The organism is Komagataeibacter sp. FNDCF1 (assembly GCF_021295335.1).
In the GTDB taxonomy this organism is placed as follows: Bacteria; Pseudomonadota; Alphaproteobacteria; order Acetobacterales; family Acetobacteraceae; genus Komagataeibacter.
In genome coordinates this window covers 3,222,124-3,242,367 of the sequence record NZ_JAIWOT010000001.1, presented here as the reverse complement: position 1 = coordinate 3,242,367, position 20,244 = coordinate 3,222,124, and the positions used below count along the sequence as shown (strand labels likewise).

Genomic DNA, 20,244 nt, shown 5'->3' with positions numbered 1-20,244 from the left:
CACAAGGGCTGCATGGCGGCATGGCACCCCCATTCCCCTCATGCCCGTGTACCGAGTGGCGGCGGCACGCGGGCTTCGCGCAGGGCGTCGGCCTGCCGCCGGGCCAGTGCAGCTTCGTTGAAGTCCGATGCCACTTCCTGGAACAGCTGGTGCCAGTTCACCTTTGCCTTGAGCCGCAGGAACACGCTGCCCAGGCCCACGGCGGAGCGGTCCACCAGCACGAATTCACGCGGGGGCTGCACGCCACCCGTGCGCTTCAGGCCGTTATAGACCCGTTCGGCCACGGCGCGGCCATATTGCGGGTCGTTGTCTTCCTGGATGAAGCGTTCGCGGTCATCAAGCAGCGGGCCATAGATGAAGCGCGCCCATTCATTGAGCACCCGCACCGTATCGCGCGAGAGATTGACAAAGCCCCATGCCTCATAGGCATGCATGGCCAGGTCCTCGTCATCCGTCTCGATCGCCCTGTGCAGGTCGATGATACCCTGGACGAAACGTGGCCGGAAAATACGGATCGCCCCGAAATCGAGCAGGTTGATCCCGAAATCGTCACGCACGGTAAAGTTGCCCATATGCGGGTCACCATGGATCACGCCATAGCGGTAGAGCGGGGCATACCAGGCCCGGAACAGGGCACGCGCCATGCTGTTGCGCTCTTCCTGCGTGGGGTTGGTGTCCAGCACCTTCTGGATACCGCGCCCGTTGACCCATTCCATGGTCAGCAGGCGCTGGGTGCACAGGGCATCGACCGGCCGGGGAATGGTCACATCCGGAAAATCGGCCAGCATCAGGTGGTACAGCCGCATGTTCGCGGCCTCACGCTGGTAGTCCAGTTCCTCGTACAGCCGGTCCTGCAGTTCCTCCAGCACGTCATCCTGGCAGATCGTGCTGTCCAGGCGGTAGAACAGCCCCACGGCCAGACGGAACTGGCGCAGGTCGGACTCGACCGTTGATTTCATGTCCGGATACTGCAGCTTGCACGCCACAACGCGCCCGTCAGGCAGCACCGCGCGATGCACCTGCCCCAGACTGGCGGCGGCCGAGGCCTCGCGGTTGAAGGAACGGAAATTACGCTCCCAGTTCGGCCCGAGTTCGGCTGACATGCGGCGGCGGACGAAGTTCCACCCCATCGGCGGCGCATTGGCCTGAAGCTGCGCCAGTTCCTTGGCATATTCCTCCGGCAGGGCGCCGGGAATGGTGGAGAGAAGCTGCGCGCCCTTCATCAGCGGGCCCTTCAGCCCGCCCAGCACGCTTTTCAGATCCTCGGCATGGACGCTCTGGCTGGAGGAGCGGAAGCCCATCTTGTGCCCGGCAATGCGGGCGGCAATGCCGCCAACCGTGCCGGACGTGCGCACCATGCGGCGGAATTCACCAAACAGGCCGGTATTGTCGATATTCCGTTCATCCGCCACGTCAGACACGCTCCAGTTCATCAATAAATCCGGCGATCACATCCAGCCCCTTCTGCCAGAAACCGGGATCCGCCGCATCCAGCCCGAAGGGGGCGAGCAGTTCACGGTGCCTTTTGGTCCCGCCAGCACCGAGCATGTCGAGATACTTGTCCTGAAACCCCGGATGCCCGGAGCGGAAGACCCCGTATAGCGCGTTTACCAGACAATCGCCAAAGGCATAGGCATATACATAGAACGGGGAATGGATGAAATGCGGGACGTAGGTCCAGTAAACATCATAATCTGGCGTGAAGTTGAAGGCGGGGCCCAGGCTTTCGGCCTGGGTCTGGCGCCAGATCTCGCCAATGCGCGCGGGCAGCAGTTCGCCCTTGCGGCGTTCCTCATGCACCAGCATCTCGAAACGGTAGAAGGCGATCTGCCGCACCACGGTGTTGAGCATGTCCTCCACCTTCGCCGCCAGCATCAGCCTGCGGCGCGCGGGGTCGGTCTGGGCATCGAGCAGCGCGCGGAAGGTCAGCATCTCGCCAAATACGCTGGCGGTCTCGGCCAGCGTCAGCGGCGTGCTGGACATGAGATAACCCTGCTTGCCCGCCAGAACCTGATGCACGCCATGGCCGAGTTCATGCGCCAGCGTCATCACATCACGCGTGCGGCCACGGTAGTTGAGCAGCAGGTAGGGATGGGCCGACGGCACGGTGGGGTGGGCGAACGCACCCGATGCCTTGCCCGGCACCGGGGGCGCATCAATCCAGGCATGGTCGAAGAACTGCTTCGCCACCATGCCCATGCGCGGGTCGAAACCTTCATAGGCGGCCATGACCTGCCTCGTTGCATCCGCCCACGGGATCAGCGGTTCATCCTGTGTGGTCAAGGGTGCGTTACGGTCCCAGTATTCCAGCTTTTCCAGCCCCAGCCACTTAGCCTTGAGCGCATAATAGCGGTGTGACAGGCGGGGATAGGCCTCGGTCACGGCCAGTACCAGCGCGTCGACCACCTCGTCCTCGACCATGTTGGCGCAGTTGCGGGCCGATGTGGGGCGCGGGTAATGCCGCAGCCCGTCGGTTATCGCCTTGTCCTTGGCCAGCGTGTTGGTGATGAGCGAGAACAGCTTCACATTCCGGCCCAGTTCATCACCAATGGCGCGCGCGGCATTCGCCCGCACACCGCGGTCGGGGCTGGACATGGTATCGAGCGCGTTGCCCAGCGTCACACTCTCGCCCCCCACGCGCACGCGCAGGCTGGCCATCGTCTCATCAAACAGGCGGTTCCAGGCGGCAGCACCGGTAACCGATTTTTCATGCAGCACCGCCTCCACCTCATCAGGGAGCTGATAGGGGCGGAAGACACGCAGGTCGCGCAGGAAGGGTGCCCAGTGCGCCAGCGCCGGGTCACTCATCTGCGCCGCCAGCCCCTCATCGGGAATGCGGTTGAGTTCGAGCGTGAAGAACAGGAGATGGGTGGAAATGGCCGTCAGCCGCTCATTGACCGACTGGGCGAAACGCGCAACGTCCGAATCCGACGTATTGGCCGCGAACAGGAGCTGGGCATAGGACCCTGCCCGGCCCAGCACTTCATCAATACGCTGGTATTCGGCAATGGCCTGCGCCAGTTCGGCACCGGGCACGCTGGCCAGGCGCCCCTTCCATGTGCTGGCGAAAGCCTGCGAATCCGCATCCGCCTGGTCCAGGTCGGTCACAAGTTCCGGTGCATCGGGGCCTGCATACAGATCCGACAGGTCCCATCGCGGCAGCCCCGACAGGCCTGGCGTGGCACCGGATGGCTGGCCCGTTTCCTCCCGCACGGGGGAGGGACCGGGCACACCGGACACGGAAGCGGAAAAATACGCTCTGGACATAGAATCGACCACCAACCATCACATCACGACAGGCCCGGCACCCATGCGCCAGCCCCGCGATTCCCATGTGGTCAAGCCTAATGCGTCCCGCAAGCCTGTGCGACCCCGCCAGCCGATATTCTGCCCCGCATACACAGGGAGCCGGGCATCGCTGCCCGGCTCCCCTGCCGCTTCCTGACTGAAAAAAGCCGTCCGGTCCCTACGCGCCACGCGCCAGCGCCGGGACTTCAAAGCCGATTACACGCGCATATTCGGTAGGTACCACATGCCAGAAGCGCGGCAGCGTCCTGTCCCAGTTATGCAACAGCAGCTCGGCATAGCGGCTGCCGGTTTCACGGGCATGGATCTCGACCTGCTCACGCAGCACGGCTTCCCATTTCGGGTCCTGCACGCGGCACCACGCAAGGGTATCGGGGTTCACACGTTCGGCAAAGGTGCCGCTGGCATCGTAAACAAACGCCATGCCGCCGGTGAAGCCCGCGCCGAAATTGTCGCCCGTCTCCCCCAGAATCACCACGGTACCGCCGGTCATGTATTCGCAGCCGTTGGAGCCACAGCCCTCGACCACCGCGGTGGCACCTGAATTGCGCACCGCAAAGCGCTCACCTGCCTGCCCCGCCGCATACAGCGCACCCGCCGTGGCCCCATACAGCACCGTGTTGCCGATGAGCGCGTTCTCGTTCGACACAAGGCTGGAGGAGGGAGAGGGACGGACCACAATGGTCGCCCCTGAAAGCCCCTTGCCCACGTAGTCGTTCGCATCACCCAGTACCTCGAGCTTGAGGCCCTGCACCGCGAACGCACCCAGCGACTGGCCAGCCGAGCCACGCAGCCGCACCGTAAGATGGCCCGGTGCGAGCTTGCTCATGCCGAACTGCCGCACGATCAGGGAGGAGATGCGCGTGCCGATGGCGCGATGCGTGTTCTGCACGTTGTACTGCAGCTGCATCTTCTCGCCATGATCGAACAGCGGCCGTGCATCGGCGATCATCTGCGCATCCAGCGTCTCGGGCACCTCATTGCGGCCTTCACGCGTGCAGTAGCGGCCATAGGGGCCGGGATCCGCCTGCGCCAGCAGCGAGTTGAGATCCAGGTCATCCAGATAGTCCGCCCCGCGCAGCACCTGATGCAGCAGGTCGGTGCGGCCGATGATCTCGTTAAGCGAGGTAAAGCCCAGCGAGGCCAGGATGTTGCGCACGTCCTCGGCAATGAAGGAGAACAGGTTGATCACCTTCTCCGGCGTGCCTTCGAACTTGCGGCGCAGTTCGTCATCCTGCGTGCACACGCCAACGGGGCAGGTGTTGGAATGGCACTGGCGCACCATGATGCAGCCCATGGCCACGAGGCTGGCCGTGCCGATGCCGAATTCCTCGGCCCCCAGCATGGCGGCGATCACCACGTCGCGCCCGGTCTTCAGCCCGCCATCGGTACGCAGCTTCACCCGGTGGCGCAGGCGGTTGAGCATCAGCACCTGATGTGCTTCCGCCAGCCCCAGTTCCCACGGCATGCCCGCATACTTGACCGAGGACTGCGGGCTTGCGCCCGTGCCGCCGGAATGGCCTGAAATCAGGATCGCGTCCGCCTTGGCCTTGGCCACGCCTGCCGCGATCGTGCCGATGCCGGAGCGTGCGACCAGCTTCACGGTCACGGTAGCCTCGGGGTTGATCTGCTTGAGGTCGTAGATGAGCTGGGCCAGATCCTCGATCGAGTAGATGTCGTGATGCGGCGGCGGCGAGATCAGAGTCACGCCTTCGGTTGCGTGGCGCAGCTTCGCGATCAGTCCGGTCACCTTGAAGCCGGGCAGCTGCCCGCCCTCGCCCGGCTTGGCCCCCTGCGCCATCTTGATCTCGATCTCGCGGCAGTCATTGAGGTACTGCGCGGTCACGCCAAAGCGGCCCGACGCGATCTGCTTGATGGCGGACGATGCGTTGTCGCCATTGGCGCGCGGCCTGGCGCGTGCCGGGTCTTCACCGCCCTCACCCGAATCGGATTTCGCACCGATGCGGTTCATGGCGATGGACAGCGTCTCGTGCGCTTCGGGGCTCAGCGCGCCCAGCGAGATGCCGGGGGCGATCAGGCGCTTGCGCAGTTCGGTGATGCTCTCGACCGATTCCACGGGGATGGCCGTGCGGCCGCCACGGAAATCCAGCAGGTCACGCAGCGCCACCGGCGGCTGGCGGCGCACGGCATCGGCATAACGCTGGTAGACCGAGAAGCTGCCCGTGGTCACAGCAGTCTGGAGCATGTGGATCAGGTTGCCATCAAACGCATGCACCTCACCCGTGCGGCGCAGCTTGTAGCGTCCGCCGACCGAGAGTGTCTCGACCTGCCTGTTCCACGCCTTGTGGTGGAAGCTCAGCACATTGCGCGCGATGCCGGTCAGGCCGATGCCGGAAATGCGCGAGGGCATGCCGGGGAAGAATTCCGCCGTCAGCGCACGCGACAGCCCGATGGCCTCGAAATTGTAGCCGCCGCGATACGATGCCACGATGGAGATGCCCATCTTGGACATGATCTTGAGCAGCCCCTTGTTCACCGCCTTGCGGTAACGCTCCACCGACTCGCTCAGCGTCAGCCTGCCGAACAGGCCCCGGCGGTGGCGGTCGGCAATGCTTTCCTGCGCCAGATACGGGTTGACCGTGGTCGCCCCCACCCCGATCGTGACCGCGATGGCATGCACGTCCAGCGCACCCGCCGAGCGGACGTTGAGCGATGTGAACGTGCGCAGCGACTGGCGCACCAGATGCGTGTGCACCGCTGCCGTGGCCAGGATCATGGGGATGTAGGCGCGATCACCGGACTGGTGCTCATCGGTCAGGAACACATGGGTGCAGCCCTGGCGCACGCGGTCCTCGGCTTCGGCGCGGATGCGGGCAATGGCGGCGCGCAGTCCGGCCTCACCCTCGGCGGCGGGGAAGGTGCAGTCAATGATACAGGCATTTTTGCCACAGAAATCGACCAGCGCCTGGAATTCACCCGTGGTCAGCACCGGGGAAGGCAGCTGGAGCAGGTCGCACTGGCTCTCGCTTTCCTCCAGGATGTTGCCAAGGTTGCCAAGACGGGTCACGAGGCTCATCACCCGCGTCTCCCGCAGGCTGTCGATGGGCGGGTTGGTGACCTGGCTGAAGGCCTGACGGAAGTAATGCGCCAGACCCCGGTAGCGGGTGGACAGCACCGCAAGCGGTGTATCATCACCCATCGACCCGATGGCCTCCGCCGCATTTTCCACCATCGGCTGCAGGATGGTTTCAAGATCTTCCAGCGTCAGGCCAACGGCAAGCTGGCGACGGCGCAGGGTTTCGGCGTCATACAGCACCGGCTCGCTGCCATCGGGGCGGACAATGGACGAGATTTCCTGCGTGCGCTTCACCCAGGCGGAGAAATCCTGCCGCCCGGACAGCTCATCAAGCAGTTCCTCGTTGCTGTAGAGCTTTGCCGCATGCAGGTCGAGTGCAAGCGACTGCCCCGGGCCAAGGCGGCCACGGCTTACGATATCGGCTTCGGGCACCTTTACCATACCCGTCTCGGACCCCACGATCAGCAGGCCGCTGCCGGTCACGGTGTAGCGCAGCGGGCGCAGGCCACTGCGGTCGAGGCCGGCCACCATCCACCGTCCGTCGGTGGCGCATATGGCGGCCGGCCCATCCCACGGTTCCATCACCGCGTTGCAGTAGGAATACATGTCCCGGTGCCGCTGCGGCATGGCGGAATTGCCGCCCACGCTGGCCGGGATCATCAGGCAGCGCGCCATGGGCGCATCACGCCCGGCAAAGGTCAGCAGTTCGAACACGTTGTCAAAGCATGCCGTGTCCGACCCCTGTGCCTGCACCACGGGCTTGAGGTCATCCATATACGGGTCAAGGACGGGGTCGGCCAGACGGGTCTCGTGGCTTTTCATCCAGTTGACGTTGCCCGAGATGGTGTTGATCTCACCATTATGGGCCAGCCGACGGAAGGGCTGGGCCAGCTTCCATGTCGGGAAGGTGTTGGTCGAATAGCGCTGGTGATAGATCGCGAAGCGGCTGACAAAGCGCGGGTCAAGCAGGTCGGGATAGAACTCCGTCAGGTGCTCGGCCAGGAACATGCCCTTGTAGATCAGCGACCGGCACGACAGCGAGCAGACATACAGGTCCACCTGGTTGGCAATGGCGCTTTTCTCGATCCGGCGGCGGATCACGTACAGATCGCGCTCGAACTCGGCCTCGGCACTGCCGGGCAGGTTGCGGATCAGGATCTGCTCGATCTCGGGGCGGGTGGCGTTGGCCTTTTCCCCGATGCAGTCGGTGTTGATGGGCACCTGCCGCCAGCCATAGATGCTGTAGCCAAAGGCCAGGATCTCACTTTCGATGATCTGGCGGCAGCGTTCCTGTGCCGCGATATCGGTCTTGGGCAGGAAGACCATGCCCACCGCAATCTGGCTGTCCACGCCGCCTTCGGCGCCGCCGGCATGGATCGCATCGGCAAAGAAATCCTGCGGGATCTCGACATGGATGCCAGCACCGTCGCCGGTCTTGCCATCGGCATCGACGGCCCCCCGGTGCCATACCGCCTTGAGCGCCGCGATACCGGCTTCCACCACATCACGGCGCGGCCTGCCATCAAGCGCCGCGACCATGCCCACGCCGCAGGCATCGTGTTCATCGGCGGGGGTGTACAGGCCGGAAATGGCCTGCGCGTTGTCGCGCCATTCCTGAACGAAATCGGTGGACTGGTTTTCAAACTGATCCATCATGCTTACTCCGCCACCTCGGCCTGTGCGGCCGTCAATTCCTCTAGCCATGCATGCATCTGCGCTGCCGCATCCCGCCCATCGCGGATGGCCCACACCACCAGGCTGGCCCCACGCACGATGTCACCCGCCGCGAACACGCCGGGCAGGCTGGTCATGAACGTGTGGCGGTCGATCATGAGCGTGCCCCAGCGCGAGACCTCCAGTTCCGGCTGGCCCCACAGCGTGGGCAGCGGTTCGGGGTCGAAGCCCAGCGCCTTGACCACCATGTCGGCTTCCAGCGTAAAGGCGCTGCCTTCCACCGGCTCGACGGACTGGCGGCCCGATGCATCGGGCAGGCCCAGCTTCATGCGGGTTGCGCGCACGCCGCTCACGTGGCCTTCGCCCTCGAACGCCTGCGGGGCCGCGAGCCACACGAACTCGACGCCCTCTTCCTCGGCATTCTTCACTTCACGCACGGAGCCGGGCATGTTGGCGCGGTCGCGGCGGTACAGGCACCTGACCGACTTCGCACCCTGGCGGATGGCGGTGCGCACGCAGTCCATGGCCGTATCGCCACCGCCGATCACAACGACCGACCTGCCCGCGGCATTCAGTTCGCCACTGTCATATTCCGCGACCCTGTCACCCAGCGAGACGCGGTTGGACGCCGTCAGGTAATCCAGCGCGCGCACGATACCATTCAGGCCGGCGCCGGGACCACCGATATCACGCGACTTGTACACACCCGTTGCAATCAGCACGCCATCATGGCGCGCGCGCAGGGTGGAGAATGCAATGCTGTCCGCGCCATCCGCATCGCCAATACCCTTGCCCAGATGGAACTGCACGCCGGATTCCACCAGCAGTTTGTGGCGGCGCAGGACAATGTCCTTTTCCAGCTTGAAGCCGGGGATGCCATACATCATCAGGCCGCCAATGCGGTCGTAACGGTCATATACATGGACCTGGTACCCCTGCTCGCGCAGCTGCACCGCGGCGGCCAGCCCGCCGGGACCGGCACCGATGATGGCAACACTTTCGTCACGCTCGGCCACCGGCTTCACCGGCCTGACCCAGCCGTTATCAAAGGCGGTATCGGTAATGTAGCGCTCGACCGCGCCGATGGTGACGCTCTCGAACCCGTCCTCGATCACGCAGTTACCTTCGCACAGGCGGTCCTGCGGGCAGATGCGGCCACAGATTTCGGGGAAGGTATTGGTGGCGGACGAAAGTTCGTACGCTTCCTCCATCCGGCCCGCCGCCGTCATCATCAGCCAGTCGGGGATGTTGTTGCCCAGCGGGCAGTGCACCGAGCAGAACGGCACGCCACACTGCGAGCAGCGCGAGGACTGTGCTTCGGCCCGGGCGGGCACGAATTCCTCATAGATTTCATTGAAATCCCTGCTGCGCGCCCCGGCAGGCCGCTTGTCCGGCTGCTCCTGCGCCACAGAGACGAATTTCAGCATGCGCTCGGCCATCGGTCTGCCCCCGGTGTGCGGATGGATAAGGATGCCATGGCGGCACCTGCACCCCCGTGGCGAGGGACAGACCTACGCAACCCCACACGCAAAGAAAAGACAGCAGTACTGACCTTAATGGAAGAAAACGGCAAATTCCCCCAGTTTTCCTGCCTCAGCCCAGGATCAGGTCCATCGGGGCGGGCGTGATGCCCAGCATTTCGATCGTGCGCGCGCCGGGGGCCACGACATTGTCGACATAAAGCAGCCGGACCTGGTCGCGTGTCAGCACCTTGCCGGGCAGGTGCTCGAGCACGCTGGCCTGCGCACTGGCCAGCCAGCGCGGCACCTCGAACAGCGGACGCGGATGGCCCGCCCACCGCGCCGACCATGCCACGATCTGGCGCATGGTCATGATTTTCGGCCCGCCGAATTCGAACACGGCACCCGCCATGTGTTCCCCCGTTGCGATACGCAGCATGCCCTCGGCCACATCACCCACCCAGACCGGCTGGAACCGGGTAGCCGCGCCGAATACCGGCACGACCGGCATGAACCGCGCCATGCGCGCAAACATGGCGGGAAACGGCCCGTCCACCCCGAATATGAGCGAGGGCCGGATGATCACCGCCTGCGGCATGGCGCGGGCGACGGCGCATTCTCCCTCCGCCTTGCTGCGTGCGTAGGCGGAGGGACTGTCGATTGCAGCCCCCAGCGCCGAGACATGGATCAGCCGCTCCACCCCGGCGGCGGCGGCCAGCCGGGCGACACGCCCCGCCCCCTCGACATGGATCGCCTCGAAGGTTACGCGCCCGCGCGGCGAAAGGATGCCCACAAGGTTGATGGCAAGATCACTCCCCTCCAGCGCCGCGACGCAGGCGGCCTCGTCCGTGATGGAGGCGACAACGGGCACGACCTGCCCCACTTCGCCCTGCATGCGCAGCGCCGGGGCCATGCCTGCGCTGCGCCCGGCCACGCGCACCACGTATCCCGCCCGCGCCAGCCGCCCGACAATGGACTGCCCCACGAATCCCGATCCGCCAAAAACCGTTGCCACCCTGCGTGTCATGAACCGCTCCTGTCTGTGGCGCGTGACTGCGCCGCCTGCCATATCCGATCTCACCTGCCATTTTTCGCACGTGTCCGGGTGGCGTCACAGTCCATTCTGTCACGCCACCGGGCATCCTGCGCAGGCGACGGAAGAAAAAATGCACCTGATTTCAAAAAAATGCATTTAGCCTGTTGACCGTACCCGGCCGCCGGACTAAACACCGCTCACACCACCCCGGCGGCCTCCGCTGGGGAGCCTCTGAGCCCAGATGGCGGAATTGGTAGACGCGCAGGTTTCAGGTACCTGTGGCCGCAAGGTCGTGGAAGTTCGAGTCTTCTTCTGGGCACCATTATTTAGTGAAAAACAGGATAATACACCCCATCGGGGTTGGTAAGGGCAGCCCGTCAGGTCTGCCCCGTTATCTTTTTGTCTGTTTCCCGGCCCGAATTGGTGTAAACCGCCCACGAACATATCCTTCACGCGCAGGTCCGCCTGCACGGCCCCGCACCGATGGGGCCCGCGATACAACGGGCGGCCTTCCTTGCGGTTGCCTTCCAGACCTGCCACCGTGAGGGCAATAGCGTGACGGAGCGTTTTCAACATGGCTGCAAGCCCTGCACCCGATGCCATCCATTTCCATCGCGGCGACCTGCCCGCCGATGTAACCTTTGGCGGCATGGTGGCTGTCGATACGGAAACGATGGGCCTCAACCCCCACCGTGACCGGCTGTGCCTGGTCCAGCTTTCGGCAGGGGACGGGCAGGCCCACCTGGTGCAGGTCAAGGCCGGTGCAACGGCGGCGGACTACCCCAACCTGATCCGCGTACTGACTGATGGCCATGTAACCAAGCTCATGCATTTCGCCCGCTTTGACGTGGCGATCCTCCAGCACACGTTCGGCGTTACGGTCGCACCCTCCATCTGCACCAAGATCGCCTCCAAGCTGGTCCGCACCTATACCGACCGCCATGGGCTGGCCAATCTGTGCCGTGAACTGCTGGGGGTGGAACTGAGCAAGCAGCAGCAGAGTTCGGACTGGGGGGCGCCGGACCTTACGCGTGAACAGCTATGCTACGCCGCCTCCGATGTGCTTTACCTGCATGCGCTGTGGGAAAGGCTGGAAGCCCTGCTGCACCGCGAAGGCCGGCGCGCGCTGGCGCAGGCCTGCTTTGATTTCATGCCTGCGCGTGCACGGCTTGATATACTGGGCTATCAGGACCCGGACATCTTCGCGCACCGGGCCGCCTGACACCGCTCCCGGTTTAACCGGCAGCCTGTCGCAACAACACAGATCGGGCATGAACAGCAGCCTTTCCCCCTTCCCCACCTCTGCCTCCGGCGAAAGCACGCGCACGCCACAGGCGCGCATCCTGCTTGATGCCTGCAATGTGCTGCGCACCGAATCCGCGGGCCTGCACGCCATGATCACGGCACTGGACGCGCCCCCCACGCCCGGCGGGGGCGGGCTGGGGCAGGCCTTCATCCAGGCCATCGAACGCATCCTGACGGACAACATGCGCGTGGTCGTGACCGGCATTGGCAAGTCGGGGCATATCGGGCGCAAGATACAGGCCACCCTTGCCTCCACCGGTACGCCGGCCATCTTTGTCCATCCCGCCGAGGCCTCGCACGGGGATCTGGGCATGCTGCAGAAGGGGGATGCGGTACTCGCCATCTCCAATTCGGGCGAGACATCGGAGATGGCCGATCTCATTTCCCATGCCCGGCGCTTCGGCATGCTACTCATCGCCATGACATCATGCGCCGATTCCACGCTGGCCCGCACGGCGGATATCGTGCTGCTGCTGCCCCGCGCGCCGGAAGCCTGCCCCAACGGTCTGGCCCCCACCACCAGTTCCACCATGCAGCTGGCGCTGGGCGATGCGCTGGCCATCGTGCTGCTGCAGCGCCGCGGGTTCAGCGCCAGCGATTTCGGCATCTTCCATCCCGGCGGGCGGCTGGGTACGCAGCTGCGCAAGGTGCGCGAACTCATGCACCTTGGCTCCAGCATGCCGCTTGGCGCGCCGGACATGCCGCTGCGGCAGGTCATCATGGAAATGACACGCAAGGCTTTTGGCTGCATGGGCGTGGTGGATGCGAACAACCATCTGGTCGGGCTGATCACCGACCGCGACCTGCGCCTGGCGCTGGACCTGGACCTTGATCACACCCATGCCGCCGATATCATGAACACCCGCCCGCAGACCCTGGGGCCGGACGTGCTGGCGGCGGAAGCACTGCGGATCATGAATGACCGCCCGCGCCCCATTTCCAGCATTTTCGTGCTGGATGACACGGACCAGCCTGTCGGCATCGTCCATCTGCACGACCTGCTGCGTGCTGGCATTGCATGACGGATCGACCCGACGATACGGACGGCGGGAGTGCTCCCGACCGCATAGAGCGTGAGGACTATCTCGGCAACGCCGACGATGCGGAGCGCCGCCGCAGCATATTTGACCTGTCCACCCGCACGCGGCTGCTGCCCAATGCCGCAGACCTTGCGCGCCGGCAGACCATCATGCGTTCGGCCAAGTGGATGCTGCCGCTGCTGGCGCTCATCCTGCTTGGTTCCATTGCCGCGTGGCCCGCGGTCGAGCGCGCCGTGATCATGCATACCGGCACCATGGCGCAGATGAGCCATGTGCGCGTGAAAAGCGGCAGCATGCTCAACCCGACCTATCGCGGGCTGGATGAACATGGCCGCCCCTACATGATTACCGCCGATGAGGCGCGGCAGGTCTCGTCCGAACGCATTGACCTGACCAACGCCGCCGCCGATACCCTGATGGATAACGGAAACTGGCTGTACGTGACCGCCAATGAAGGCGTCTATATCCAGCATGCCCAGATGCTGGACCTGACGCACGAGGTCACGCTCTATCGCAATGACGGAACCCTGATGCTCACCCCTACCGCCGATATCGACATGCGTCACAACATCATCGTAACCGACAGCTGGATCCATGGCGAAGGCCCCATGGGCGTGATGGACGTGCAGGGCGGCATGCTGGACATCCATGGTGGCATCATGCTGTTCCGTGGCCCCGGCCGCATGATCCTCAACGCAGCGGAAAGGGCGAACTGATGGCACGCGCACCCTCCGCCCGGTCGCGGGTCGCCCTGTCCACCCTGTCGCTGGGTGGCGTCCTGCTGGGGCCGGCGGTGGCGGCACCCGCCATGGCGCAGGGGCTGGACATGTCGCACGGCCAGCAGATCAACGTGACGGCCGCCGGTGGCTTCGACTGGGACCAGAACGCCCAGACCGTAACCGCCTATGACCGCGCCCAGGCCATCCGGGGCGACGTGACCGTACGCGCGGACCGGCTGATCGCCTTCTACCGCAAGAAGGCGGCAGCGCCCGCAGGGTCAAAGGGAACAACGGGCGCGACCACCACCGCCGGGCAGCCCATCGCGCAGCCACCTGGCGCCAGTGCCCCGCTGGCCGACCATATGGGGGTCGCGCCCCCGCTTGAAACGCGTCGGCCCCATATCGTGGATGACGCCCCTGCCCCCGCTTCCACGGTCCAGCCACCCACTGCACCCGCGGCTTCCGTGCCTGCTGACCCGGATGTGGATACAAGCCTTGCCACCGGGTCCGACACGCTGCCACAGGATCTGCCCACACCGGATAGCCCGACACCCGCCGGCGCGCCCGGCGGCCCCGGCACGGCCGGCCCGTCCGGCAACGGGTCCGGCGGCGACAGCGGTCCCGGCGGCGCCAGCGAGGTCTACCGCCTGGAAGCGCTGGGTCACGTCCATTCCTTCAACATGAACGATCAGGCATGGGGTGACCGTGCGGTATATGACGTGGATCAGGCGATCCTGGTCATGACCGGCCAGCACCTGAAGATGACGACGCCGCAGGATATCCTGACCGCGCGCGACGTGCTGGAATACCATTCGCACGAACACATGTCCGTCGCCCGCGGCAACGCGACCATGACCACCAGTGACGGACGGCAGATCCGTGCCGACGTGCTGGTCGGCTACGACAGGCCAAAGGACCAGCGCAGCCACCCACGACGCGAATGGAATGACACCCACCCCGACGGGAAGAAGGATACGCCGGTCGACACAGCGGATGACCGGCCCGCCCCCGGTGCCGGCACGATCGACCATGTGGATGCCTTTGGCCATATCGTGATCCGTACCCGCACCGAGACCGTGACAGGGGACCGGGGCGTGTATGTACCCGATACGGGCATTGCCCGACTGGTGGGCAACGTGCATATCACCCGTGGGGAAAACCAGGTCAGCGGCACATCGGCCATCGTGAACATGCATACCGATATCGCGACACTGACCGACAACCCCGGATCACGCGTGAGCGGCCTGGTCATTCCGAACCAGGCTGGCAAAGGTGACAAGGGATCAGCACGATGAACATGACGCCCCCGGCACAAGCCACAGACGCGACCGTTCCCGCCGAACAGCCGGTCGCGGCCCCGTCCGCCGGGCTGATCGCCAGCGGCATCGGCAAGAGCTACAAGAAGCGGCAGGTGGTGCGTGACGTCTCGCTGCAGGTACAGCGTAGCGAGGCCGTGGCCCTGCTTGGCCCCAATGGCGCGGGCAAGACCACCAGCTTCTACATGATCGTGGGGCTGGTGCGGCCCGACATGGGCACCATTACGCTGGATGGCGCGGACATAACCCAGCTGCCCATGTACCGCCGCGCGCGGATGGGTATCGGTTACCTGCCGCAGGAATCGAGCATCTTCCGCGGCCTGACCGTTGAACAGAACATCATGGCGGCGCTCGAGATCGTGGAACCCGACCCCGACCGGCGGCAGACGATGCTGGATGGCCTGCTGGGGGAATTCGGCATCACGCGCCTGCGCCATTCCTCCTCGCTGGCGCTGTCGGGTGGTGAACGGCGGCGGCTGGAAATTGCCCGCGCGCTGGCCAGCCAGCCGCATTACATCCTGCTTGACGAGCCGCTGGCGGGCATCGACCCCATTGCGGTGGGCGAAATCCGTGATCTGGTCGCCCATCTGAAGGATCGCGGGATCGGGGTGCTGATTACCGACCATAACGTGCGTGAGACGCTGGAAGTCATTGACCGGGCCTACATCATGCATAGCGGGCAGGTCCTGACCGAAGGCCGGCCGGAGGAAATCGTGGCGAACGAGGACGTGCGCCGCGTGTACCTGGGTGAAAAATTCACGCTCTAGCCCGGCCACCCCTGTATGCAGGGGATGGAACGCAAGCCTTCATTCATACAGAATCCTGCTATCTTTTATGCAAACAAGGCATGGACAGCCCCCCTGCAACCATGCCCAAATGTACCCGTTCGGGACCATGTGCCCGACGGGTAACAACGCAACAGCACACGACGCAGCCCGCATGGAACAGGATCGGCCCAGCATAGACATACCCATGAACTGAACGACCGTATCCGTCCACCCCTGCGACTGCGCCGTGATCAGATAAGGAGCCATCCCTTATGCACATCAGTGTTGCCGGAAAGCAGATCGACCTGTCCGATGCCCTGAAATACCGGGTAAGCGCCCATCTGGACCGTATTTCGGAAAAGTATTTCGGGCAGGCCATGGAAGCACGTGTCACGTTCAGCCGCGCGCGTTCGTTTTTTACCTGTGACATCAATCTCCATGCCACACGCGGGTTGACCCTGCGCGGCGAGGGAGAGGCAGCCGATGCCCATTCGGCCTTTGACGACGCGGCCGAGCATATCGCCCGCCGCCTGCGCCGCTACCACCGCAAGGCCACGAATCACGGCCATATGAAAACCCGCCAGCAGGTGCCCGAATTCGGGCGCAGCTATGTCCTGCGCCCCGGCACGGCCCCAGCGGCCACCATGGATGAGGACAGCCCGCTTGAGGAAGAGGACGCGGCATTGGCCACGGCCGGCCCCTACGCCACCATCATTGCCGAACGCCCCGCCGAGATCCCGACCCTGAGCGTGAGCGAGGCCGTGATGCGCCTTGATCTGGCCGATAGCCAGATCCAGCTTTTCCGCAACAGCAAGACCGACACGGTCAACGTGCTCTACCGCCGACCCGACGGAAATATCGGCTGGCTCGACCCCGCGGGCAGGACCGGCAACTAGGCCGACGGCCCTCGGCACCCGCGCGGCAGGAGTTTTAGCGCCTGCCTCGCGGGGTCATCATGCCCCTGATGTACAGGGGATCCGATCCACAACAAAAATGGCCCTGCCCGCATGTGCGGACAGGGCCATTGCCTGTGTGCGGCTGCAAAAGATCTAGTGCAGCGGCACCAGGATCATTTCGTGCTGGAGGATGGCGTTGACCGCTGTTTCCCGGTCATCCGTCACCGCCATGGGGGTACCATCGGCCGCGTGTATGGCGAAAGCATCCTCGCCCTCCACCTGCACCGCGCGGATATAGGCCACCGACTCCATGCCCAGTCCACGCAGTTCGCCCGTGGTTATGATATGGGGGCTGGCTGCCACTTCGGGTTCGTTATGCAGCACGACCCGGCCATTCTGTGTTGTGACTCTCATCGCGTCATCTCCTGCATCATGAAAGGGCACGCGCCCCTTCGGCTCTGCATTGCAATACTGGCCGTTACATTACGGCGTACGCTGTCATTCCTCGTCAATTACCCTCACGACACGTTGCTTGCGGCCCATGGGCACATCAACCACGGGCGGAACACGATCACGCGACGCGGGCGCGGTGGCCGATGGTGCGCGCGTGATCTCGATCTTGCGCACGCGTACCTCGGGCTGCGGGCGCGCCAGTTCGATATGCAGCAGGCCATTATCCATCCAGGCGCCGCCGACCTCGATTCCCTCGGCCAGAACGAATGCCTTCTGGAACTGGCGTGCCGCAATCCCACGGTGCAGGAAGATGCGGCCCTGCCCGTCATCACTCTGCCGCCCGCGGATGACAAGCTGGTTGTCCTCCTGCGTGATGTGCAGGTCCTCCATCACGAAACCGGCCACCGCCAGCGTGATGCGCAGGGTCGTGGGGCTGACCTGCTCTATGTTATAGGGCGGATACCCATCCGTTGCGTTCTTCGATGCGCGTTCAAGCATCTGTTCAAGATGGTCGAACCCCAGGAACATGGGGGACCCGAAAACTCTTCCCGACAACTCGGCCTCCTCTGCTGCGAGCGAGACAAGAAACGTGAAACGAACCCGCTCAGGCGTCCGCTTCCGTTCTTTCACGATATGGGAGAATAATAGCCATGCGCAAGGGGAGGCACCCGCCAGCCCTGTCACCAACGGGATGCCACATGCGCCATTTTGGCCGCATCACCACTGGCATCACGGGTACGGACACGCTAAATGGCGATCTATGATTGATCATGATGTCATCGCTCAGGCGACCCCCATGCCGATCCTGGTCGCGCCCCAGGCGGTTCTGCGCCAGAAAACCCGCCTTGTCCGGCCAGAGGACATGGGCGAACTGCGCACCATCATCCCCCGCATGTTCTCCGCCATGTACCAGGCCCCCGGCATCGGGCTGGCGGCGCCGCAGGTCGGGCTTGGCATGCGCTTCGCCATTGTGGACGTGTCCGACAGGAACGAAGCCCGCAACCCGATCGTGCTGATCAACCCCGAGGTGATTGCCGAGACGGACAGCATGGCCGCGCGTGAGGAAGGCTGCCTGTCGCTGCCCAACCAGTATGCCGAGGTCATCCGCCCCGAGGCCGTGCGCGTGCGCTACCAGGACATGGAGGGCAAGGTGCAGGAACTGGAAGCCGATGACCTTCTGGCCACCTGCCTGCAGCACGAGATCGACCATCTGGAGGGCATCCTGTTTGTCGATCACCTGTCCACGCTCAAGCGCAACATGATCATGCGCCGCCTGGCCAAGGAACAGCGCCAGAAGCACTGACCGCACGCGGATCACACCCGCCGGAACCTTGGGTTTTCCAGCATGGGGCCGGCCCAGCCTGAACGGACCCCAACGCCATGCGACTGGCCTTCATGGGCACGCCCGATTTCGCCGTGCCCGCCCTTCGTGCCCTGCACCGGGCCGGGCATGACATCATAACCGTCTACAGCCAGCCCCCCCGGCCCGCCGGGCGCGGGAAAAGGCTGCGCCCCTCGCCCGTGCAGGTCGCGGCGGAAGAACTGGGCATTCCCGTACGCACGCCGCTTTCACTCCGCCGCAATGTGGAAGAACAGGCCTATTTCCGCGGCCTTGACCTTGATGCCGCCGTGGTGGCCGCCTACGGGCTGATCCTGCCCGAAGCAATGCTCGATGCCCCGCACCGGGGCTGCCTGAACATCCATGCCAGCCTGCTGCCGCGCTGGCGCGGTGCCGCCCCCATACAGGCAGCGATTCTGGCGGGGGACAGCGAAAGCGGCGTCACCATCATGCAGATGGATGCCGGGCTGGACACGGGGGCGATGCTGCTGCGTGACCATGTAGCCCTGACCCCGCGCACCACCGCCACCACCCTGCACGATGATCTGGCGGCCATGGGCGGACGGCTGATCGTGGAAGCCCTGCGCCAGCCCGCCTATCCCGGCACGCCGCAGCCCGAGACCGGTGTAACCTATGTACAGCGCCTGAGCCGGGAGGACGGTCGCATCGACTGGACGGCCCCCGCCCCCGCCATTGACCGCCAGATCCGTGCCCTGACCCCATGGCCCGGCACCTTCACCGTGCTGAATGGGGAAGTCATCAAGATCGGGGCGGCAGAAATTGCGCCGGGTCACACACAGGCTGCCCCCGGCACGGTGGTGGATGAACGGCTGCGGGTTGCCTGTGGTAAGGGCACGATGCTGCGCATCATGCGCCTGCAACGCCCCGGGCGCGGCATGATGGAGGCCGATGCCTTCCAGCGCGGACAGGCTGTTGCGCCCGGCACGTGTCTTGGCACGGAGCGGCCCGATGCCTGACATGCCCCCTGCGCGCCCGGACGATGCAGCGCCCGCTTCGGTCTGCCGCTGGGCGGTGCTGATGGAATATGACGGGCGTGGCTTTGTCGGCTGGCAGCGCCAGAAGGCGCCGGACCTGCTTTCCATCCAGGGCCTGCTGGAAGCGGCGGCCCGCCGCCTGACCAACGGCCGCGACGTACGCAGCATTACCGCCGGCCGCACCGATGCGGGCGTGCATGCCAGCGGGCAGGTCGCCCATCTGGATTTTCCGGCTGATGTCACGCTGTCCAGCGCCACGGTGCGCGACGGTCTGAACTTCTACATGAAACCCCACCCGGTCGTGGTGCTTATGGCACGCCCGGTGCTGCCACAGTGGAATGCCCGGTTTTCCGCCATATCCCGTGCGTACCGCTACCGTATCCTGAACCGTGCGGCACGCCCGGCGCTGGAAGATGGCCAGGTATGGCATGTCCGCGCGCCGCTGAACGTGGAGAGCATGCAGCAGGCCGCCACCTGCCTGCTTGGTCGGCATGACTTCACATCCTTCCGCGCCACGGCATGTCAGGCGCGCAGCCCGGTCCGCACGCTGGACCGGCTGGATGTGCGGCGGGAGGGGGAATATGTGATCATTGAAACGGCCGCGCGCTCCTTCCTGCACCATCAGGTCCGCAACATGGCGGGCACCCTGAAGCTGGTGGGCGAAGGCCGATGGGAACCGGTACAGGTCGGTCATGCCCTGGCGGCACGTGACCGCCGCGCGGCAGGCCCCACCGCCCCGCCGGAAGGGCTGTGCCTGACCGGTGTGGGTTATGCGGAAAACCCGTTCAGCCGCTGAATGATCCGTTGATGAAAAGTGATGAAAGCTTTTGGGCGCCCTCTTTTTCAAAAAGGTGGCGTCTCCTGAAGCTTTTCGAAAAAGCTTCAGGAGAAACTTCTGATT

At 64.7% G+C, this 20,244-nt stretch carries 16 protein-coding genes and 1 tRNA gene; 10 read left to right on the top strand and 7 right to left on the bottom strand.

Annotation, left to right across the window (positions count from 1 at the left end; translation table 11 throughout):
* Nucleotides 1-38: 38 nt before the first annotated feature.
* From LDL32_RS15260 to LDL32_RS15240, 5 genes are all read right to left on the bottom strand, one after another.
* Nucleotides 39-1,433, bottom strand: a complete 1,395-nt coding sequence (locus tag LDL32_RS15260) for an AarF/ABC1/UbiB kinase family protein (protein WP_233068274.1) — start codon at nt 1,431-1,433, stop codon at nt 39-41.
* Nucleotides 1,414-3,267, bottom strand: coding sequence for a M3 family oligoendopeptidase (locus tag LDL32_RS15255; RefSeq protein WP_233068272.1), 1,854 nt, complete (start codon nt 3,265-3,267; stop codon nt 1,414-1,416). The genes LDL32_RS15260 and LDL32_RS15255 overlap by 20 nt, the downstream gene beginning before the upstream one ends.
* 199 nt (nt 3,268-3,466) lie before the next feature.
* The gene (gene gltB / locus LDL32_RS15250; protein ID WP_233068270.1) at nt 3,467-7,999 is read right to left on the bottom strand and encodes a glutamate synthase large subunit; all 4,533 of its coding nucleotides are present in this window, start codon (nt 7,997-7,999) and stop codon (nt 3,467-3,469) included.
* 2 nt (nt 8,000-8,001) lie between these two features.
* A complete protein-coding gene (locus tag LDL32_RS15245) occupies nt 8,002-9,456 on the bottom strand; it encodes an NAD(P)-dependent oxidoreductase (protein WP_233068268.1) in 1,455 nt (484 codons plus the stop codon).
* 154 nt (nt 9,457-9,610) lie between these two features.
* Nucleotides 9,611-10,504, bottom strand: a complete 894-nt coding sequence (locus tag LDL32_RS15240) for a complex I NDUFA9 subunit family protein (RefSeq protein ID WP_233068266.1) — start codon at nt 10,502-10,504, stop codon at nt 9,611-9,613.
* Between the two features lie 244 nt (nt 10,505-10,748).
* Between LDL32_RS15240 and LDL32_RS15235 the strand changes: the two genes are divergently transcribed.
* The 7 genes from LDL32_RS15235 (at nt 10,749) to hpf (ending at nt 16,556) form a co-directional block, all read left to right on the top strand.
* Nucleotides 10,749-10,835: transfer RNA gene (locus LDL32_RS15235), tRNA-Leu, on the top strand.
* Nucleotides 10,836-11,087: 252 nt separating this feature from the next.
* Nucleotides 11,088-11,735, top strand: coding sequence for a ribonuclease D (locus LDL32_RS15230; RefSeq protein WP_233068264.1), 648 nt, complete (start codon nt 11,088-11,090; stop codon nt 11,733-11,735).
* 49 nt (nt 11,736-11,784) lie between these two features.
* The gene (locus LDL32_RS15225) at nt 11,785-12,840 is read left to right on the top strand and encodes an SIS domain-containing protein (RefSeq protein ID WP_233068262.1); all 1,056 of its coding nucleotides are present in this window, start codon (nt 11,785-11,787) and stop codon (nt 12,838-12,840) included.
* Nucleotides 12,837-13,574 carry an LPS export ABC transporter periplasmic protein LptC gene (gene lptC, locus LDL32_RS15220; protein ID WP_233068260.1) on the top strand — a complete coding sequence of 246 codons (738 nt, stop codon included), beginning with the start codon at nt 12,837-12,839 and terminating at the stop codon, nt 13,572-13,574. Before LDL32_RS15225 ends, lptC begins: the two co-directional genes overlap by 4 nt.
* Entirely contained in the window at nt 13,574-14,872 is a 1,299-nt protein-coding gene (locus tag LDL32_RS15215; RefSeq protein WP_233068258.1) for an LptA/OstA family protein, read from the top strand. The genes lptC and LDL32_RS15215 overlap by 1 nt, the downstream gene beginning before the upstream one ends.
* Nucleotides 14,869-15,660 (top strand): LPS export ABC transporter ATP-binding protein, encoded by a 792-nt coding sequence (gene lptB, locus LDL32_RS15210; RefSeq protein WP_233068256.1) that lies wholly within the window; start codon nt 14,869-14,871, stop codon nt 15,658-15,660. The genes LDL32_RS15215 and lptB overlap by 4 nt, the downstream gene beginning before the upstream one ends.
* Before the next feature lie 272 nt (nt 15,661-15,932).
* A complete protein-coding gene (hpf, locus tag LDL32_RS15205; RefSeq protein WP_233068254.1) occupies nt 15,933-16,556 on the top strand; it encodes a ribosome hibernation-promoting factor, HPF/YfiA family in 624 nt (207 codons plus the stop codon).
* A 153-nt stretch (nt 16,557-16,709) separates the two neighbouring features.
* On the opposite strand, the gene LDL32_RS15200 is transcribed toward hpf, so the two are convergent.
* Together LDL32_RS15200 and LDL32_RS15195 are read right to left on the bottom strand one after the other, a co-directional pair.
* Complete coding sequence (locus LDL32_RS15200; protein ID WP_233068252.1) at nt 16,710-16,970, bottom strand: DUF1150 family protein; 261 nt, start codon at nt 16,968-16,970, stop codon at nt 16,710-16,712.
* An 84-nt stretch (nt 16,971-17,054) separates the two neighbouring features.
* Nucleotides 17,055-17,537, bottom strand: coding sequence for an Hsp20 family protein (locus LDL32_RS15195; protein ID WP_233068985.1), 483 nt, complete (start codon nt 17,535-17,537; stop codon nt 17,055-17,057).
* Between the two features lie 232 nt (nt 17,538-17,769).
* Here LDL32_RS15195 and def point away from each other — a divergent pair, with 232 nt between their 5' ends.
* The 3 genes from def (at nt 17,770) to truA (ending at nt 20,139) form a co-directional block, all read left to right on the top strand.
* Complete coding sequence (def, locus tag LDL32_RS15190; protein WP_233068250.1) at nt 17,770-18,312, top strand: peptide deformylase; 543 nt, start codon at nt 17,770-17,772, stop codon at nt 18,310-18,312.
* 77 nt (nt 18,313-18,389) lie between these two features.
* Complete coding sequence (gene fmt / locus LDL32_RS15185) at nt 18,390-19,325, top strand: methionyl-tRNA formyltransferase (protein ID WP_233068248.1); 936 nt, start codon at nt 18,390-18,392, stop codon at nt 19,323-19,325.
* Complete coding sequence (gene truA, locus LDL32_RS15180; protein ID WP_233068246.1) at nt 19,318-20,139, top strand: tRNA pseudouridine(38-40) synthase TruA; 822 nt, start codon at nt 19,318-19,320, stop codon at nt 20,137-20,139. The genes fmt and truA overlap by 8 nt, the downstream gene beginning before the upstream one ends.
* Nucleotides 20,140-20,244: the final 105 nt, after the last annotated feature.

Bases quoted from the DNA above. Each gene is read 5' to 3' on its own strand.
- LDL32_RS15260 (WP_233068274.1), bottom strand. From the start codon at position 1,433: ATGAACTGGAGCGTGTCTGACGTGGCGGATGAACGGAATATCGACAAT.
- LDL32_RS15255 (WP_233068272.1), bottom strand. From the start codon at position 3,267: ATGTCCAGAGCGTATTTTTCCGCTTCCGTGTCCGGTGTGCCCGGTCCC.
- gltB (WP_233068270.1), bottom strand. From the start codon at position 7,999: ATGATGGATCAGTTTGAAAACCAGTCCACCGATTTCGTTCAGGAATGG.
- LDL32_RS15245 (WP_233068268.1), bottom strand. From the start codon at position 9,456: ATGGCCGAGCGCATGCTGAAATTCGTCTCTGTGGCGCAGGAGCAGCCG.
- LDL32_RS15240 (WP_233068266.1), bottom strand. From the start codon at position 10,504: ATGACACGCAGGGTGGCAACGGTTTTTGGCGGATCGGGATTCGTGGGG.
- LDL32_RS15230 (WP_233068264.1), top strand. From the start codon at position 11,088: ATGGCTGCAAGCCCTGCACCCGATGCCATCCATTTCCATCGCGGCGAC.
- LDL32_RS15225 (WP_233068262.1), top strand. From the start codon at position 11,785: ATGAACAGCAGCCTTTCCCCCTTCCCCACCTCTGCCTCCGGCGAAAGC.
- lptC (WP_233068260.1), top strand. From the start codon at position 12,837: ATGACGGATCGACCCGACGATACGGACGGCGGGAGTGCTCCCGACCGC.
- LDL32_RS15215 (WP_233068258.1), top strand. From the start codon at position 13,574: ATGGCACGCGCACCCTCCGCCCGGTCGCGGGTCGCCCTGTCCACCCTG.
- lptB (WP_233068256.1), top strand. From the start codon at position 14,869: ATGAACATGACGCCCCCGGCACAAGCCACAGACGCGACCGTTCCCGCC.
- hpf (WP_233068254.1), top strand. From the start codon at position 15,933: ATGCACATCAGTGTTGCCGGAAAGCAGATCGACCTGTCCGATGCCCTG.
- LDL32_RS15200 (WP_233068252.1), bottom strand. From the start codon at position 16,970: ATGAGAGTCACAACACAGAATGGCCGGGTCGTGCTGCATAACGAACCC.
- LDL32_RS15195 (WP_233068985.1), bottom strand. From the start codon at position 17,537: ATGTTCCTGGGGTTCGACCATCTTGAACAGATGCTTGAACGCGCATCG.
- def (WP_233068250.1), top strand. From the start codon at position 17,770: ATGATTGATCATGATGTCATCGCTCAGGCGACCCCCATGCCGATCCTG.
- fmt (WP_233068248.1), top strand. From the start codon at position 18,390: ATGCGACTGGCCTTCATGGGCACGCCCGATTTCGCCGTGCCCGCCCTT.
- truA (WP_233068246.1), top strand. From the start codon at position 19,318: ATGCCTGACATGCCCCCTGCGCGCCCGGACGATGCAGCGCCCGCTTCG.